This window comes from Gryllotalpicola koreensis, from assembly GCF_039538185.1.
GTDB classification, from domain to species: domain Bacteria; phylum Actinomycetota; class Actinomycetes; order Actinomycetales; family Microbacteriaceae; genus Gryllotalpicola; species Gryllotalpicola koreensis.
The window spans coordinates 222,388-239,700 of the sequence record NZ_BAABBW010000003.1 but is presented as its reverse complement, the minus strand read 5'-3'; the positions used below and the strand labels follow the sequence as shown (position 1 = coordinate 239,700).

General features: G+C 69.3%; 14 protein-coding genes and 1 pseudogene. 7 read left to right on the top strand and 8 right to left on the bottom strand.

Features of this window, described 5'->3' with window-relative positions:
• The first annotated feature begins 101 nt into the window (after positions 1–101).
• The 4 genes from ABD708_RS09670 to ABD708_RS09655 all read left to right on the top strand — a co-directional run bounded on the left by ABD708_RS09670 (position 102) and on the right by ABD708_RS09655 (position 3,572).
• A complete protein-coding gene (locus tag ABD708_RS09670) occupies positions 102–686 on the top strand; it encodes an alternate-type signal peptide domain-containing protein (RefSeq protein ID WP_344753797.1) in 585 nt (194 codons plus the stop codon).
• Positions 687–775: 89 nt separating this feature from the next.
• Positions 776–1,375: a hypothetical protein gene (locus ABD708_RS09665; RefSeq protein WP_344753795.1), complete on the top strand. Its 600-nt coding sequence runs from the start codon at positions 776–778 to the stop codon at positions 1,373–1,375.
• Positions 1,372–2,892: a hypothetical protein gene (locus tag ABD708_RS09660; RefSeq protein ID WP_344753793.1), complete on the top strand. Its 1,521-nt coding sequence runs from the start codon at positions 1,372–1,374 to the stop codon at positions 2,890–2,892. The genes ABD708_RS09665 and ABD708_RS09660 overlap by 4 nt, the downstream gene beginning before the upstream one ends.
• 14 nt (positions 2,893–2,906) lie before the next feature.
• Positions 2,907–3,572 carry a signal peptidase I gene (locus ABD708_RS09655; protein WP_344753791.1) on the top strand — a complete coding sequence of 222 codons (666 nt, stop codon included), beginning with the start codon at positions 2,907–2,909 and terminating at the stop codon, positions 3,570–3,572.
• Positions 3,573–3,678: 106 nt separating this feature from the next.
• On the opposite strand, the gene ABD708_RS09650 is transcribed toward ABD708_RS09655, so the two are convergent.
• Positions 3,679–5,208, bottom strand: coding sequence for a helix-turn-helix transcriptional regulator (locus ABD708_RS09650; protein WP_344753789.1), 1,530 nt, complete (start codon positions 5,206–5,208; stop codon positions 3,679–3,681).
• Between the two features lie 434 nt (positions 5,209–5,642).
• Positions 5,643–6,332, bottom strand: a complete 690-nt coding sequence (locus ABD708_RS09645; RefSeq protein ID WP_344753787.1) for a thymidine kinase — start codon at positions 6,330–6,332, stop codon at positions 5,643–5,645.
• A gap of 212 nt (positions 6,333–6,544) precedes the next feature.
• On the opposite strand from ABD708_RS09645, the pseudogene ABD708_RS09640 reads away from it, so the two are divergent.
• Positions 6,545–6,949: pseudogene (locus ABD708_RS09640) on the top strand (YbhB/YbcL family Raf kinase inhibitor-like protein); the annotation flags it as partial.
• Between the two features lie 8 nt (positions 6,950–6,957).
• Here the strand turns inward: ABD708_RS09640 and ABD708_RS09635 are convergent.
• The 4 genes from ABD708_RS09635 to ABD708_RS09620 form a co-directional block, all read right to left on the bottom strand.
• Positions 6,958–8,094, bottom strand: a complete 1,137-nt coding sequence (locus ABD708_RS09635) for an Rv2578c family radical SAM protein (RefSeq protein ID WP_344753785.1) — start codon at positions 8,092–8,094, stop codon at positions 6,958–6,960.
• A gap of 117 nt (positions 8,095–8,211) precedes the next feature.
• Positions 8,212–9,681 (bottom strand): malate dehydrogenase (quinone), encoded by a 1,470-nt coding sequence (gene mqo / locus ABD708_RS09630; RefSeq protein WP_344753783.1) that lies wholly within the window; start codon positions 9,679–9,681, stop codon positions 8,212–8,214.
• Positions 9,682–9,858: 177 nt separating this feature from the next.
• The gene (locus tag ABD708_RS09625; RefSeq protein WP_344753781.1) at positions 9,859–10,920 is read right to left on the bottom strand and encodes an aspartate-semialdehyde dehydrogenase; all 1,062 of its coding nucleotides are present in this window, start codon (positions 10,918–10,920) and stop codon (positions 9,859–9,861) included.
• A 95-nt stretch (positions 10,921–11,015) separates the two neighbouring features.
• Entirely contained in the window at positions 11,016–12,320 is a 1,305-nt protein-coding gene (locus ABD708_RS09620; protein WP_344753779.1) for an aspartate kinase, read from the bottom strand.
• A gap of 106 nt (positions 12,321–12,426) precedes the next feature.
• Here ABD708_RS09620 and ABD708_RS09615 point away from each other — a divergent pair, with 106 nt between their 5' ends.
• Together ABD708_RS09615 and ABD708_RS09610 are read left to right on the top strand one after the other, a co-directional pair.
• A complete protein-coding gene (locus ABD708_RS09615) occupies positions 12,427–13,509 on the top strand; it encodes an NAD(P)/FAD-dependent oxidoreductase (RefSeq protein ID WP_344753777.1) in 1,083 nt (360 codons plus the stop codon).
• Between the two features lie 132 nt (positions 13,510–13,641).
• On the top strand, positions 13,642–14,085 hold the full coding sequence (locus ABD708_RS09610) for a hypothetical protein (protein WP_344753775.1): 444 nt from the start codon (positions 13,642–13,644) through the stop codon (positions 14,083–14,085).
• A gap of 69 nt (positions 14,086–14,154) precedes the next feature.
• Here ABD708_RS09610 and recR read toward each other — a convergent pair whose 3' ends face one another.
• Both recR and ABD708_RS09600 read right to left on the bottom strand, forming a co-directional pair.
• On the bottom strand, positions 14,155–14,754 hold the full coding sequence (recR, locus tag ABD708_RS09605; protein ID WP_344753773.1) for a recombination mediator RecR: 600 nt from the start codon (positions 14,752–14,754) through the stop codon (positions 14,155–14,157).
• A complete protein-coding gene (locus tag ABD708_RS09600) occupies positions 14,754–17,168 on the bottom strand; it encodes a DNA polymerase III subunit gamma and tau (RefSeq protein ID WP_344753771.1) in 2,415 nt (804 codons plus the stop codon). Before ABD708_RS09600 ends, recR begins: the two co-directional genes overlap by 1 nt.
• Positions 17,169–17,313 lie beyond the last annotated feature (145 nt).

The window sequence follows — 17,313 nt, the reverse complement described above, 5'->3', positions numbered from 1 at the left end:
CGCGGCGGTAACCCGACCACAACTCTGCCCGCGACCCGACGCGGTGCGTATCCGCGCGCCCTCGTGCTTCGCGGGCTTCCTCAAGGAAGCTGCAACCCGACATGAACAAGCTCATCAAGGGCGCCGTCACGGGCGCCGCCGGCATCGCCCTGCTCCTCGGCGGAGCAGGCACATTCGCCGCCTGGAACGCGAACACCAGCATCGCGACGGGCAAGGTCGCCACTGGCCACCTCGGCGTCCAGCTGACGCCGAACTCGAGTGCCAGCTGGACCGACCTCACGGGAGGCGGTGCGGGCACCCCGATCACCGACGTCAACGACTACGTCTTCGCGCCGGGCGACCACATCCAGCTCAAGCAGAACGTCACCGTCACGGCTCAGGGCAACAACCTCACGGGGAAGCTCTCCGCCACCATCCCGGCTGCGACCGACCTCTCGGGTCTGACCGTCACGGCGTCGTTCGATACCTCTGCCGGTTCGAAGGTGACGGCCCACACCACCGGCGGCGTCATCGACTACTACACGATCGACGCCAGCGACGGCGCCGCGACCTCCTTCGTCGTGCCGGTCACCGTCGACGTCACTCTGCCCGCCGCATCGGACAACACGACGATGAACAAGTCGGACATCGACCTGTCGACGATCCTGATCAGCCTCAAGGAGCTCGCGCCGGTCCCGGCGTCCTAAGCCCCAGCACCCGCTGACCCGGGGTGGTCGCCGCCGAGGCGGCGACCACCCCGTCCCCTCCCGTATCTCCGCAGCACTGAGGACTGGCGATGGCAGGCAAGCACAGCGACGTAGGCGCACGGCGCCCGCGTCGCTTCGCGCTGTCCGCACTCGGAGTCCTCGCGCTGGTCTCGGCCGGGCTGGTCGTCGGCTTCGCCGGAACCGGCGGCACGTACGCCGCCTGGAACTCGACCGCCCGCGTCACAGGTGCGACGGTCACGACCGGCTCCACCGCGATCCAGGTCAGCACGACGGCGGGCGGCTTCGCCGCGAGCGCCACCCTCGGCACCCCCACGAGCGCCCTCGGTCCCGGCGCGACCACCGCGACGCCGTTCGTCGTCAAGAACACGGGCACGACGCCCGTCGCCCTCAGCGCGACCGTTGCCTCCGGCTCCTCGGCCGCTCTCACGTCAGCGCTGCGGGTCGCCGTCACCGCCGCGAGTGCGCCGAACTGCACCAGCGCTCTCGCGCCCAGCGCGGTCTCCCCGCTCACAAGCTACTCAACGGGCACGAGCCTGCCCCGCCTTCAGCCCGGCAGCACCCAGAGCCTGTGCCTCGTCCTCACCGTGCCGCTCAACGACGCGAGCTCCGCGACTGCTCAGACCGTGCCGCTCACGGTGAACCTCACCGGAACGCAGGCGAGCTCATGAGGCGGCGACTCGCTCTGGTCCTCGGCATCGCATTGGCCGTCGTCGCGTCCCTCGGAGCTGGCGGTGCCGCCCAGGCGCTGTGGTCCGCCAACGCGACCGCGACGACGAGTGCCAGCAGCGGCACGGTCGCGGCGACAGCGAGCGGCCTCGACGGCCTCGGCTACCGGTTCACATCGAGTTCGGCGACCTCGACCACCACGCTCGTCAGGCTCAGCAACACGGGAACTCTGCCGGTGACCGGGTTCACGAGCACCATCGGCTACGTGTCGGGAAGCCAGGCACTGGCATCCGCCATCACCTGGACCATCTGGGATGCCGGGCGGAACGCCACCTCATGCCCGAGCGCGCCCGCCGCCTCCTCGACCGGCAACTGGGGTGCCGCCACCCTGACGATGCCGGCGCCCGCGACGGCGATCCCCGCCCAGGCGCCCGCGGCATACGAGGGCTACTGCGTCACGTCGACCCTGGCCTCGAGCGCCCCGGCCGGGCAGACGGTGAAGCTCACGCTCAGCGTGACCGCCCTTGACCAGAAGTGGGTCAGCGCGACCCCCGCGAGCGCCGCGATCTCGTTCACCTCGCCCGCCGCCGACCCGGCGGTCGTCGCGCCCGCGCAGGCCGGCATCTCGACGCCGGCCGGGTCGAACCTCTCGGACGTCAGCCTCACGATGCCCCAGGGCGACGTGCCCTGGGGGTCGACCTCGAACAGCAACATCAACCCGACATCGGGGCAGATCACCAACCAGAAGTACACCTGCGTGATCATCACGGTCACCGGGCAGAGCGGCGCAACCGGCGACTGGAGCTTCCAGCTGGACAACTCCGTCGCCCCGTTCAACGGCGCGATCCTCACCAATGCGATGTTCGCGACGTCGGGCTATCAGTCCGCGCAGATCCTCGCGAAGCCGAGCAACGGTGTCGGAAGCTACACGATCGGCGGCATCCACCAGGGCTCCGCGACGACCTTCAACCAGCAGGTGTGGAACGACCCCAGAGGGTCGGACGGATTCAGCAGCTATGTGTGGAACACCCCGCTGCCGCCCAAGCAGACGACGCAGGTGCATCTCTGCCTGAACATCGACGGCACCCCGCCGGTGAAGGCGCAGGGGGCCGGCACCTACACCGTGGCCCAGCCCGTGCTGGCCGGCTGCCCCGCTGACGGCATCAACCCGGCCACCGCCGGAAGCAGCGCCATGACCTCGCCGATCCCGAGCAACGGCAACGTCTGCCTGTACGTCACGCTCACCGGCCTCTACCCGCACTTCTACATCGGCTACACCGTGAGTATCGACTGGGCCGCCCTGGTGAAGAACAGCTCCCTGACCGCGAGCCAGAAGGCCAAGGTGCTCGGCGAGAGCGCCTACTCGTGGTCGGCGTACGGGTCAGACGGCTCTAGCGATCAGGCCGTTCCCACCCTGTCGAACGGTGTTCTGACCTGGACCGTCGCTCAGCAGCACACGCCGCTCGAGATCACCAACGGGCTCACCGTCGTCCTGACCGGCACCTTCGGCCTGAACTGAGCTGAGAAGAGCAGATGACCACGATGACGCTGGAACTGACACGGGATGCCCCTGCCGAAACGACTCGGGGCGAAGAACCGCGCCCGGCCTCGACTCCGTCCTCGGGCGAGAAGACCGAGCGCGGTGCGTTCTGGCGCGCCCTCTGGACCGGCATCAGCGCCGGCATCCTCGCCGTCATCATCGGCATCGCGATGGTGACCGTCGTCGTGCCGCACGTCGCCCGCGCGACGCCGCTCACCGTGCTCACGGGCTCGATGCGCCCGCACCTGCCGCCCGGCACCCTGCTCGTCGTGCGACCCGTGAAGCCGGCCGACATCCGAATCGGCGACGTCGTCACCTACGAGCCCAACCCGAACGACACCACCACCGTGATCTCGCACCGCGTCATCGCGATCACGAGCAACAGCGACGGCACCCGCACCTTCACCGTGAAGGGCGACGCGAACAACGCGGCGGACGCCCCCGTCATGCAGAAGCAGGTCGTCGCGAAGCTCTGGTACTCGGTGCCGCTCATGGGCTGGGTCAACGCGTACGTCGGCGGCGTGCACCGCGGCTGGATGATCCCCATCGCCGCCGCGCTGCTGCTCGCCTATGCCGCGTGGAACCTGGTGTTCGGCGCCGTTCAGCAGGCGCGGAGGCGCACGCAGAAGCACGGCCGCCGTCGCGCGGAGGCCGCCTGACGGTTGCGCTGCTCGCATCCGGCATCCGCTGCTCGGATCCGAGCCGCGCACTGCGGATCTGAGCAGCGCAAGTGAAACCGAGCGGGTACCGCGCCGACGCCGCCGCCTAGATGAACCCGCGGTCGCGGGCGGCCGTGACCGCCTGCTCGCGACCGTCGACCCCGAGCTTGCGGTAGATCGCCTGGTTGTGCACCTTGAGGGTGTTGACCGAGAGGTGCAGGCGGGCCGCCACCGCTGCGAGCGCGCCGCCGTGGGCGAGTTCGTGCAGCACCTCGAGTTCGCGGGGCGAGAGTTTCACCGAGGTACGCCGGGCGGGGGCGAACATCAGCGGCGTGCGGGCCAAGCCGTCGAGCCGGGGATCGTCGAGGCGTTCACCGGCGAGCTGCAGCAGCCGGGAGAAGTCCGCGTGCGGAATGATCACCAGCGATGAGATGAGCTCGTTGTCGATGGCGAGCGTGCAGGCATCCGTGAACGAGCTCACCGCAGTGGTCGTATCGCCGGCCTGCAGCGCGAGCGCAGCCTTCACGAGCAGAGCGGGAAGGAGCTGGCGGGGCCACTGCGGATACTCCGAGATGACCGTGTCGGCGTCGCGCTGCGCCAGCGCGTCGTTCCCGACGGCGAGCTCCGCGGCCGCGCGCACGCCGAGCGCCCACGCCCCGCGCTGCACACCCTCGAGCCGGGTGAGCAGCTCGATCGACCGGTCTGGCCGGTCGGCGTAGAGGTGGACAAGAGCCTCGATGTACCCGAAGGTCGTGACGTTGTGGTTCCCCTCGGCGAACAGCGGGGCGTCCGAGGTCTGGGCGCGGCGCAGCTCGGACAGCAGCACAGTGGTGCTCGCGCGCCCCGCCGACATCCGGAAGACCGCCGATTGCGCCAGCGCCACCAGACGGTGCTCGTCGACCGAGCCCTGTGGCCGGTGCGCGAGCATGTCGATCGCCGCGTCGGGTTGCAGCCTGTCGGCCAGGCGCACCGCCGCCGCGAGCACGTCGGTGCGTCGCCACGCCTGCGACGACCGGCTCGACGCGGCCAGTTGCCGGGCACGCTCGATCCACTGATCGGCGTGGATGCCGCCGCCGCCCAGCGTGTGGATCCAGGCGATCTCACCCGCCGCATCCGCCGCGGCCCGCGTGTTCTCGAACGCGACGCCGAGATCGTAGGCGCGCTCGAGCGCATTGAGGGCCTCGGTCTCGAGCACGGCGAACTCGAAGGACAGGCCCCACTGCAGGTAGCCGTCTGCGAGCCGGTGCTGCAGCGCGTCACGGTCCGACTCGCGGGCTTCGGCGAGCCGTTCGAGCGCGGTGCGCGCCAGTTGCACGGCCTCGCCGAAGCGGCCGGCCGTGCGGGCGGAGATGCTGCGCGTGGTGAGCGTGAGCAGCGTGTCGGCGAGCGACCGCGGCGGGTGGGGCAACGCCGTCTCGACGTAGGCAACCGGCCGCATCGACGACTCGAGCATGAGGAAGCCGAGGTAACGCCGGATGCGATCCCATGCGGGCCGAGCCGCGATCTCGGCCGGTGTCAGCTCATCGGCGACGGCGCGCAGCGCGGCGACGTTGTTGCTGATCAGCACCGGCCAATTGGCCTCGGCGAGGTCGACGGCGTCGTCGTGGCGATGTTCCGAGAGCGCGAGATAGATCAACGACGCGACTCGCTCGTGCTCTGCGCGCTCCCCACTTCGCCCCCCCTCTCGGCGAATCAGAATATCGGGCGCGGCGCTCAGCCCGCCGATTGCTCCAACCCCTTGTACCTCTCACCGCCCACCAGCTCGACCCAGCGGGAATAGTCGTGGTCTCGTCCGATCGGGCAGGTGCATGCGACTTCGATGCGCTGCCCGTCTCGGCCGAGGTATACCTCCACATGTTTCTTGAACGGCATGGGGCTCCTGGAGCTGGCGGGTGTGAGCGGGCGGGTGTACCGCCCGGTCTATTCAGCCAAAACCGCGCTCGGCCGGTCAAGAGTGGAATTGCGCCCCGTTCAGGGGTTTGGGGACGAAACGCCAACCCAGTTGTGGGGCTGGCCGTGAGGAATCCGCACGATCGTCTATACCTGGCCTGGATCGCGCCCGGATCTCGTCTACATGAAGTCCGCATCGGGGGCGTCGGCATAAGCCGGCGCCGTCCCGCCTGGCCAGTGCCGGCGGCCGTTATTGAGAGTGCCGTGCGACTCCTGCAGGTAGCAGAGACCGCAGAGCGATTCATAGGTGACGGATGCCTCAGGAAGAAGACCCTCGTCAATGGCGACCTGCGCCCCGTCGAACACGTACTCGCCGTTGATGACGCGCGCGTTGAAGATCGCCTTGCGGCCGCATCGGCAGATCGTCTTGAGCTCCTCGATGGCATGGGCGACCTCGAGCAGGCGCCTGCTGCCCGGGAAGGCGACGGTCTGGAAGTCGGTGCGAATGCCGTAGGCGAGCACCGGCACGTCCTCGAGCAGCGCGATGCGCAGCAGGTCGTCGACCTGAGCCTCGGTGAAGAACTGCGCCTCGTCGACGAGGAGCGCGCTCACGTCGCGACCGTGCGAGTTCAGGGTGTGTGTGCGGTGCTGCTGGAAGAGGAGATAGATGTCGGCAGTCGCATCGACGGTGAAGTCGACCGTGCGCGCGAGGCCCAGGCGGCTGACGATCTGGTCGTCGCCCTTCGTGTCCAGCGCGGGCTTCGCGATCAGGACGTTGTGGCCGCGCTCCTCGTAGTTGAACGCCGCCTGGAGCAGTGCGGTGCTCTTGCCGCTGTTCATCGCCCCGTAGCGGAAGTAAAGCTTCGCCATCCCCTCATCGTATTGAGTGGGCCACGGCAAAACCCGGCAGACTGGCCCCATGCCCGCCAACCCCCTTGGATACGCACTGCGCAACCGCCGCGCAGGCCATCACAGGCTCGTCTGGGAGCGCCGCGAGCTGAGCGCCCCAGAGGGTTTCGCCCTGACGAGCCCCGACTTCGCGAACGGCGGCGCGATTCCCGAGCGGTTCCGCGGCAAGCTGTTCGCCCCCCACCCCGTCGCCCGCGCTCGCCTGGACGGAGCCGCCCGCCGAAGCCGTCGAACTGGTGCTGATCGTGCAGGACCCCGACGTGCTGATGGGGAAGCCCGCCACCCACGCGCTCTCTGTCGGCATCAACCCCGCCCTCGGCGCTCTTCCCGAAGGCGCGCTCGCGAACCCGAGCCCCGTGAGCGGCATCGTGCACGGCAAGGGCGCCTTCGGGAAGCTCGGCTGGATGGGGCCGCTGCCGCCGCGCTCGCACGGCCCGCACGCCTATGTGTTCCAGCTGTTCGCCGTCGACCGGCCGATGTCGCTCGCGCGGGGTTTCGCCCTCGAGGACGCGCTGCATGCCATGCGGGGGCACGTCATCGCGCGCGCCCGGCTCGACGGGGTCTACGAGAGCGTGTAGACGCCGACTCAGAACAGCGTCGGCTCGGGGGCGAGCGTTGCGGCATCCATCTCTTCGAAGAAAACCAGGGGCGTGCGCCGCTCGCCGTCCGCATCGATGCGCGTCGCCCGGCCGCGCGGCACAACGCCCGCACGACGGTCGCCGGTCGCCGACGACTCGATGCCGCCGGTGACCAGGTCTTCGCGGCCGCGGGTGAGGCCGTGCTTCGCGATCAGCGGCTTGATGCGGCGGGCGAGCCACTGCCGGTACTCCTTCGGGGCATACGTCCGCCCCTGATAGAGTTCGGCGTACTTCGCGATCAGCTCGGGGTGCTCGCGCTCAAGCCAGAAGGTGAACCACTCCTTGACGCCGGGCTTGAGGTGCAGCGCGGTGTAGAGCACGCTCGTCGCGCCGGATGCCTTCACCTGGCTCAGCGCGAAATCGAGGTGCTCGGTCGTGTCGGTGAGGAACGGCAGGATCGGCATCATGAAAACGCTGCAGTCGAGCCCCGCGTTGCGCACCGCGGTGACGGTCGCGAGGCGCTCCTTCGCCCGCGGCGTCCCCGGCTCGACCGACTGCTGCAGCTCGTCGTCGTAGATCGCGATCGACATCGCGAGATCGACCGGCACCTGCCTCGACGCCTCCGCGAGCAGCGGCAGATCGCGCCGCAGCAGCGTGCCCTTGGTCAGGATCGAGAACGGGGTCCTCGCCTCGGCGAGCGCCCTGATGATCTCGGGCATGAGCTTGTAGCGGCCCTCCGCGCGCTGATACGGGTCGGTATTGGTGCCGAGGGCGACCGGATGCCTGTTCTCCTGCCACTTCGGCCGCGCGAGCTCGCGCCGCAGCACCTCGGCCACGTTCACTTTGACGATGATCTGGGAGTCGAAGTCGCGACCCACGTTGAGTTCGAGGTACTTATGCGTGGGCCGAGCGAAGCAGTATGAGCATGCATGGCTGCAGCCCCTGTAGGGGTTGATCGTCCAGGCGTAGGGCATCACCTTCGAGCCGCCCGGCACCTGGTTCAGCGCCGACTTCGCGAGGATCTCGTGGAAGACGATCCCATCGAATTCCGGGGTGCGCACGGTACGCACCAGATTGTTCAGTTTCGCGAGCCCGGGCAGCGCGTCATCGGACTCGACCCCGAGCTCTTGGTTCTCCCACCGCATTCACCTATTAGAACACCGATTCGAGTTTTAATCCGTCGATTTTCGAATGTGTGTATACGCCGGGGAGGGTCTCGATACGCCCGGCTCAGCCGGGCTACTCGACCAGCGCGAGCGCGCCTACCGCTGCAGGCCGAGCACCTTCGCGGTGCGCGCCATGGTGGCGCGGGCGAGCTCGGGATCAGCATCCAGCGACTGCCCGAGCGTCGGGATGAGGGCCTTCAGCTGTGCCTGCCACTCCCCCTCGTACTCGCTCGGGAAACACGTCTTCAGCACGTCGAGCATGATCGACACCGCGGTCGAGGCGCCGGGCGAGGCGCCGAGCAGGCCGACGATGGTGCCGTCCTCGTGGGCGATCACCTCGGTGCCGAACTGCAGCACGCCGCCCTTCTTCGGGTCCTTCTTGATCACCTGGGCGCGTTGCCCGGCGGTGATCAGCTCCCAGTCGTCGGGTTTGGCCGTCGGCATGAACTTCTTCAGCTCGGCGAACTTGCCCTTCTTCGTCAGCAGCAGCTGGCTGATCAGGTACTTGAGCAGCACGAGGTTGTCGAGCGCGACGCGCAGGTACGGCCCGATGTTGGACGGGCGGATACCCGCAGGTAGGTCGAGCACGCTGCCGAACTTGAGGAACTTGGGGTCGGCGCCCGCGTAGGGCCCGAAGAGCAGCGACGCCTCGCCGTCAACGACGCGCTTGTCGAGGTGGGGCACGCTCATGGGCGGCGCCCCGGCCTCGGCCTGCGAGTACACCTTCACCGCGTGCTGGCCGACCACCTCGGGGTTCGAGGTCTTGTAGAACTGGCCGGAGATCGGGAACGTGCCGTAGCCCTTCGCCTCCGGAATCCCGGATGCCTGCAGCACCTTGAGCGCCCAGCCGCCTGCGCCGACGAACACGAACTTCGCGTCGATCGTCTCGGTCTGCTGCCGCACCAGCTGGCGCACCTTGAGGCGCCAGGTGCCGTCCTTGCGCTTCTTCAGCCCGCGCACCTCGGAGTTCAGCCGCAGCTCGGCGCCGTCGGCGATGAGCTTCTCGGTGAGCCGCTTGGTGAGCGTGCCGAAGTTCACATCGGTGCCCGCGATCGAGCGCGTCGCCGCGAACTGCTCCCACTTGTTCCGGCCGCGCATCAGCAGCGGAGCCCACTTCATGACCTCGGCGCGGTCCTCGCTGTACTCGAGCTCCTCGAACAGCACGTGCTTGGTGAGCGTCTCGTGCCGCATCCGCAGATACTCGATGTCGCTCGGCTTGCGCACGAAGGTCATGTGCGGCGCGGGATTGATGAAATCGGATGCCTGCCCCAGCACCCCCTCTTCCACGAGCGTCGCCCAGAACTGGCGGCTCTGCTGGAACTGCTCGTTGATCTGCAGGGCCTTGGTCGGGTCGTCCGGGTGGGGCATGTAGTTGAGCTCGCACAGCGCGCTGTGGCCGGTGCCCGCGTTGTTCCACGGGTTCGAGCTCTCCTCGGCGAGGCCGCCGAGGCGCTCCAGGATCACGATCGACCAGTCGGGCCTCACCCTCTTCAGGAAGGTTCCGAGGGTGGCGGACATGATGCCGCCACCGATCAAGACCACATCAACGGGGGCTTTGTCGCTCACCCCGCCATCCTATCTGTCTCGAGATCGAGAGACTTTGAGAGCCCTGGCGCGGGGCACCGCCCGCGCGGCACGGGGCGTGGTCGCACATGGCCCGCAGCGCGGTCGCGTATGGTCCCCCTTCACGAGAGAAGCGGGCCTTTTGCGACCATTCGGCGGATCGCGCGCGCAGCAAGCCCGCTATGCGGGCTGCTGTGCTCGCTGCGCGAGCAACTCCGCGATCTGCACCGCGTTCAAGGCAGCGCCCTTGCGCAGGTTGTCATTCGAGACGAAGAACGCGAGGCCGCGGCCCTCGGGGGCGCCCTCGTCGGCACGGATGCGCCCGACGAACGACGGGTCCTGACCGGCGGCCTGCAGCGGCGTCGGAATCTCCGAGAGGGTCACGCCCGGGGCATCCGTCAGCAACTCCGTCGCGCGCTCGGGCGAAAGCGGCGAAGCGAACTCGGCGTTCACCGACAGCGAGTGCCCCGTGAACACCGGCACGCGCACGCACGTGCCCGACACGAGCAGGCCGGGCAGCTCGAGGATCTTGCGGCTCTCGTTGCGCAGCTTCTTCTCTTCGTCGGTCTCGTTCAGCCCGTCGTCGACGAGGTTGCCCGCGAACGGGATCACGTCGAACGCGATCGGCCGCTTGTAGATCTGCGCCTCGGGCAGCTCGACGGCCCCGCCGTCATGCACGAGGTCGAGCAGGTGATCGGATGCCACGGCCGCGCGCGCCTGGTTCGCCAGCTCCTGTGCGCCCTTGAGTCCGGAGCCCGACACCGCCTGGTAGGTCGAGACGATGAGGCGGGTGAGGCCGGCCTCGCGGTCGAGCACCTTGAGCACGGGCATGATCGCCATGGTCGTGCAGTTCGGGTTCGCGATGATGCCCTTCACGGCCTCGTCGATGGCGTGCGGATTCACCTCGGAGACGACGAGGGGCACCTCAGGGTCCATGCGCCAGGCGCTCGAGTTGTCGATGACGAGCGCCCCCGCCGCGGCGAAACGCGGGGCGGCGGCGCGCGAGCCGGTGGCCCCGGCCGAGAACAGCGCGATGTCGATGCCCGACGGGTCGGCGGTCTCGACGTCTTCGACGACGATCTGCTCGCCCTGGAACTCGATCGTGGTGCCGGCCGAGCGGGCGGTCGCGAAGAAGCGGATGCTCGCGATCGGGAACTCGCGCTCGGCGAGCAGCTTGCGCATCACCGAGCCGACCTGGCCGGTCGCGCCTACGACGGCGACGTGGAATCCGTTGGTGCTCATGTGCTTCTCGATTCGATTCTTGCGTTTTGCGCCTGCCGCCGACAATTGTGCTCGGGCCGCCGAGCGCAGTTGTCGGGCAGAGGCGCAGAAGTTGGCTAGCGGCCGGTGCCCGCGTACACGACCGCGGTGTCGGAGCCGTCGAGACCGAAGGCGGTGTGCACCACGCGCGCGGCTTCGGCGAGCACGTCGGCGCGGGTGACGACGGAGATGCGGATCTCGGAGGTCGAGATCATGCCGATGTTGATGCCGGCCTCGGCGAGGCAGCGGAACAGGTGGGCGGAGACGCCGGTGTTGGTGCGCATTCCGGCGCCGACGAGCGCCAGCTTGCCGATCTGGTCGTCGTACTGCAGCGACTGGAATCCGATCAGGTCCTGGTCGGCGCGCAGCGCCTGCAGCACCTTCTGCCCGTCGGCCTTCGGCAGCGTGAACGAGATGTCAGTGAGCCCGGTCGCGGCGGCCGAGACGTTCTGCACGATCATGTCGACGTTCGCGCTCTGCTTCGCGACCGTGTCGAAGATCGCCGCGGCCTTGCCGAGGACATCGGGCACGCCGACGACCGTGATCTTGGCCTCGCTCAGGTCGGTGGCGACTCCGGAGATGATGGGCTCTTCCACTTTTCCGTTCTCCTGCATCTCGCGCCGGAAGCGCTCGGCGGTCTCTTCGGCGGTCTCGTTGACGACCAGGGTGCCCTCGCTGTTGTTGAACGAGGATCGCACGTGCAACGTCACTCCGTGCCGTCTGGCGTACTCGACGGCGCGGATGTGCAGCACCTTCGCCCCGGCGGCGGCGAGCTCGAGCATCTCCTCGCTCGAGATCGTGTCGATCTTCTTCGCGAGCGGCACGATGCGCGGGTCCGAGGTGAAGATGCCGTCGACGTCGGTGTAGATCTCGCAGACGTTCGCGCCGAGGGCCGCCGCGAGCGCCACCGCCGTGGTGTCGCTGCCGCCGCGGCCGAGTGTCGTCGTGTCGCCGGTCTCGGTGTTGAAGCCCTGGAAGCCGGCGACGATCGCGATCGCGCCGTCGTCGAGCGCCTCGCGGATGCGGCTCGGCGTGACGTCCACGATGCGCGCCGCGCCGAATCGGTTGTCGGTGATCATGCCGGCCTGGTAGCCGGTGAAGCTGCGGGCGTCGTAGCCCATCGTGCCGATCGCCATCGCGAGCAGCGACATCGAGATGCGCTCGCCGCTCGTGAGCAGGATGTCGAGCTCGCGCGGCTCGGGCATCGGCGTCACCTGATGCGCCAGATCGATGAGCTCGTCGGTTGTGTCGCCCATCGCGCTCACCGCGACCACGACCTCGTTGCCCGCCTTGCGCGTCTCGACGATGCGCTTGGCGACGCGCTTGATGCTCTCGGCATCGGCGACGGAGCTGCCGCCGAACTTCTGCACGATCAGCGCCACGGGCTCTCCTGGGTCTATGTGGGCTCGGGTGGTTTTGGGGGTTCTGCCTATTCTACGTTGGGTTTCGGCCAGGTTTCGCCGGGCGGTGCGGGGTTACCGTGGCGTTATGAGCACAGCGCGGGTCGTGGTTCTCGGTTCGGGTGTCGCTGGAGCGTCGACGGCGTTCGCGCTGGCCCGGCGCGGTGCAGCGGTGACCGTTGTCGACGCGGGGCTGACAGGACGGGCGACGGATGCCGGCGCGGGCATCATCCAGCCCTGGACGGTCTCCCGCGAGGGCGAGTTCTACCGCCTCTATGCGGACGGCGCCGCGTTCTACCCGGAGCTCGTCTCGGCGCTGGCTTCCCACGGGGCGCCCGATATCGGCTACCGGCGTACGGGATCGCTCGTGCTTTCGGCCGAGGATTCCGAGCTCGACGAGGTTGAGGCGCGGCTCGCCTCGCGTTCCGCTGATGCGCCGGAGATGGGATCGATCGAGCGTCTCGACCAGGGCGGGGCGCGCACCCGCTTTCCGCTGCTCGACCCGACGCACTCCGCGATCTGGATCCCCGGCGGCGGCCGTGTCGACGGACGGCTGCTGCGAGCCGGGCTGCTCGCGGCGGTGGCCGGGCGCGGCGGGGTGCTGCGCGAGGGCGCCGGCGTGCTGCAGGCGGCTGGGTCAGGCATCCGCGTCGCCGTCGATGACGAGGTGCTCGAGACCGACGCCGTCGTCGTGGCCTGCGGCGCGTGGACGAATGCGGTGCTCGAGCCGCTCGACTTCTCAGTGCCGGTGGAGCCGCAGAAGGGGCAGATCATCCATCTGCGCGTCGACGCCGACACGTCGTCGTGGCCCGTCGTGCACCGCACGGGCTCGTCGCACTACCTGCTCGCGTTCGACGGCGGACGCATCGTGGCCGGCGCGACCCGCGAGTTCGGCAGCGGCTTCGACACGCGCGTGACCGCCGCCGGCGTTCAGGAGGTGCTGCGCGAGGCCCTCGTCGTCGCGCCGGGGCTCGCGCACGCCGAGGTGCTCGAGACGCGGGTCGGGCTGCGGCCGCTGCCGCTGTCGCACGACCAGCTGCCCACCGTGTCGCGGGTCGCCACCGGCGGTTCGGTGCCCGTGTGGGTGAATGCCGGCTTCGGGGCCGCAGGACTCACGATGGGGCCGATCGTCGGCGACCGACTGGCGGAGGCGATTCTCGGGGCGTTGTGACGCGACCGTGATGACGGATGCCTGGCGCAGGCGTCGCCGTCGCGGGATGCTCTCGCTATGGGGTGGACGCATCGGCCTGATTCCGCATCGTCCAGCTTGCCGCGTTTTGCACGAATTGCGATCCCGATCGTCGTGATCTTCGCCGGCGTCTTCATCGCGACTTCCGTGGTGCGGTCGATCTCGGCCACGGGCGGCAACGACCCCGCCGACAAGTGGGGGTGCGCGGGGGCTCGTCCCGTGGTCTCGCCGACACCCGTGCACCGCGGGCAGACGATCACGGTGGCGTCGGGCTCAGCCCACTGCACGCGGGCGCTGCCCGACGATGCGAGCTTCGAGATCACGCTGTCCGCGGACGGGTCTCCGACGAGCAGCGTTCAGAGTCAGGCATCCGTTCACCATGACGGGTCGTTCACCATCACGCTCACGGTGCCCGATGACTTTCCGCTGGGGGTGGCACAGGTGAGGGTCGGTGACGGAGATTACGTGCCGTGCCATGACACCGGAGCCGCACCGGCTGACGGCATGCGCCTCGTGTCCTGCGCCGCGAGCATGTCACCGGTCGAGGTGGTCGGCTGAAGTCGTCGCCACCTGTTGCGGGCTCGCCCCTCGCGAAGCCGCGGAACGTGGCGAGCGCTTGGCGACGGTCTAGCCCACGACGACGCGACGGCCTTCGAAGGCGCGCCCGAGGGTGACCTCGTCGGCGTATTCGAGGTCGCCGCCGACGGGCAGCCCCGAGGCGAGCCGGCTCACCCGGATCTCGAGCGTCTTGAGCAGCCGGCTGAGGTAGGTCGCCGTCGCCTCGCCCTCGAGGTTGGGGTCGGTCGCGATGATGACCTCGTCGACGGTGCCGTCGGCGAGGCGCTGCATGAGCTGGCGGATGCGCAGGTCGTCGGGCCCGATGCCGTCGATCGGGCTGATCGCCCCGCCGAGCACGTGGTACAGCCCGCGGAACTCGCGGGTGCGCTCGATGGCGACGACGTCCTTCGCCTCTTCGACGACGCAGATCAGGTTCTGGCTGCGGCGCGGGTCGCGGCAGATCGAGCAGAGATCCTGCTCGGAGACGTTGCCGCACTGCTCGCAGAACTTCACCTTGTCGCGCACGGCGAGCAGCGTCTCGGCGAGCTTGGTGACGTCGAACGACTCGGTCTGCAGGATGTGGAAGGCGATGCGCTGCGCCGACTTCGGCCCGATGCCGGGCAGGCGGCCGAGCTCGTCGATCAGGTCCTGGACGATTCCCTCGTACATCAGCGGCCCCCGTTGCCGTCAGGAAGCTGCTGCTCTTCGATGAACCGCGCGTTCAGAATCTCGCGCACGACGGCCTCGCCATACCGTTGCGGTCCGGGCGCCGCCGAGAAGCTGGGACCCTTCCTCGGAGCCGATGGTTGAGGAGCCCGCGAAGCGGGCGTCTCGAAGCCATCGCTCTTGGTCGGAAGATCATTTCGAGACGCGGCCTGCGGCCGCTCCTCAATGATCGGAGTCGCGATCGGCGAGGCATCCGGGTCCTCTTCAAAACTCGGCGCGTCATCGTCGCTGGGCGCGACGGTCGACCACCCCTCGTCATCGACGGCAGGGGCGACGGATGCCTCGGCCGGGCTCTCCTTCGGCAGCGGCGGCACCGCCTGCAGCTTCGGGCGCTCTTCGACGACGGGCGCCTCGGCGGGCTTGGGCGCAGCGGCCGCTCCCCCGCCGGGGATCGCCACCGTGGCCCAGGTGGTCACAGGGCCGGAGTCCTTCGGCTGGGTCGGCACGGCGCTGAGCCGCGGCGCGACCTCGGGGGCCTGGTCTCGAGACGCAGCTTCGCCGCCACTCGCCCCCGCGTCACGCACCACGGGTGCAGGCGCAGGCGCTGCCGCGGGCGGGGTGACCCCGAACCCTTCCGCCTTGAGGCTCTGCGCGAAGTCGGTCGCGGTCTTCGCCACGAACTTGACCCGCACGCCCAGGACCTTCTGGATCGCCTCGCGCAGCACATCGCTGACGTTCTGCGTCTGACCGGCCTGCGGTCGGAAGCTCGCGATGTCGTTCTCGCTCGGGAACGTGAGCGTCAGCACGTCGTTCTCGTACTTCCGCACGGTCGCGGTCGTCACGACGAGCCACGCGGTGGTCTTCACCGCACGGACCGCGTCGAGGATCTGCGGCCACGCGTCCTTCACGAGCTGCAGCGTGACGGGCCCGACGGGCTTCGCGGGACCCGATGGCTGCGCACCGGGCTGCTCGGCGGCAACCCTGTGGGTTGCCGCGCCCGGCGCGCCGAGCGAGCTGGGCTCGCGAGGGGCAGACGCGGGTGCTATGGCGTCTGTCTCTTCCTCGACCCCGGTGACGCCTGGCGTCGCCCACCCGCCGGGAACAGCAGGGACGGCAGGAGCCGCAGGCGCGGGCGCCGTCGGCGCCGCCGTGGCTTCCTGCGTCGAGGAAGGGGTCTCGATGCGCGCGGCCGACCGCGCTTCTCGACCATCGGGAGCGGGCGTTGCGGCCGGCTCGCCCGGCTGGGGCGAGGCATCCGTCACCCCTACGCGTCGCTCGAGACGCTCGACCCGCGCCATCGACCCCGCCTCGTCGGCCGTCGGGATCAGCGCGCGGGCGATCATCAGCTCGAGGTGCAGGCGCGGCGAGGTCGCGCCCGACATCTCGGTCAGCGCGGCGTTCACGATATCGGCGATGCGCGAGAGCTCGGCCGAGCCGAAGGCGCGCGCCTCGGTGCCCATGCGCTCGAGCTCGTCGTCGGGGGTTCCGCGCAGCACGGCCGCCGCCTTGTCGGGGCCGGCAGCCGCGATGATGATGAGGTCGCGCAGGCGCTCGAGCAGGTCCTCGACGAAGCGACGCGGGTCCTGCCCGGTCTGGATCACGCGGTCGATCGCGGCGAACGCCGTCGCCGAATCGCGGGCGGCCATCGCCTCGACGACCTCGTCGAGCAGGGCCGAATGGGTGTAGCCGAGCAGCGCGACCGCGCGCTCGTAGCCGATCTCGTCGCCCTCGGAGCCGGCGATCAGCTGGTCGAGCAGCGAGAGCGTGTCACGCGGCGAACCGCCGCCCGCCCGCACCACGAGGGGCAGCACGCCGGGCGCGACCTTCATGCCCTCTTCATCGGTGAGCTTCTGGACGTAATCGAGCATCATCGCCGGCGGCACCAGCCGGAACGGGTAGTGATGCGTGCGCGAGCGGATCGTGCCGATGACCTTCTCGGGCTCGGTCGTCGCGAAGATGAACTTCACGTGCTCGGGCGGCTCCTCGACGATCTTCAGCAGCGCGTTGAAGCCGGCCGAGGTCACCATGTGCGCCTCGTCGAGGATGAAGATCTTGTAGCGATCGCGAGCGGGAGCGAACACAGCGCGTTCGCGGATGTCGCGGGCGTCATCGACGCCGTTGTGGCTCGCCGCGTCGATCTCGACGACGTCGAGCGAGCCCTGGCCGCCGCGGCCGAGCTCGACGCAGCTCGGGCACTTTCCACACGGGGTGTCGGTCGGCCCTTCCGCGCAGTTGAGGCAGCGCGCGAGGATGCGCGCGCTCGTCGTCTTCCCGCAGCCGCGCGGGCCGGAGAACAGATAGGAGTGGTTCACGCGGTTCGTGCGCAGGGCCGTCATCAGCGGCTCGGTCACCTGCGACTGGCCGATCATCTCGGCGAAGGTCTCAGGCCGGTAGCGGCGATAGAGGGCGGTAACCACGCCCCCAATCGTAACGGCGGGGTGCGACATCGCCCGGCTCCGCGACCAGGGTGTGGAGAGCATTTCGCGTTCGGGCGGCGATCTTCGGCGACACGCCGTCAGCGGAGCAGTAAGGCTGCCCCGAGAGGCAGGATTGCCGCCCCAA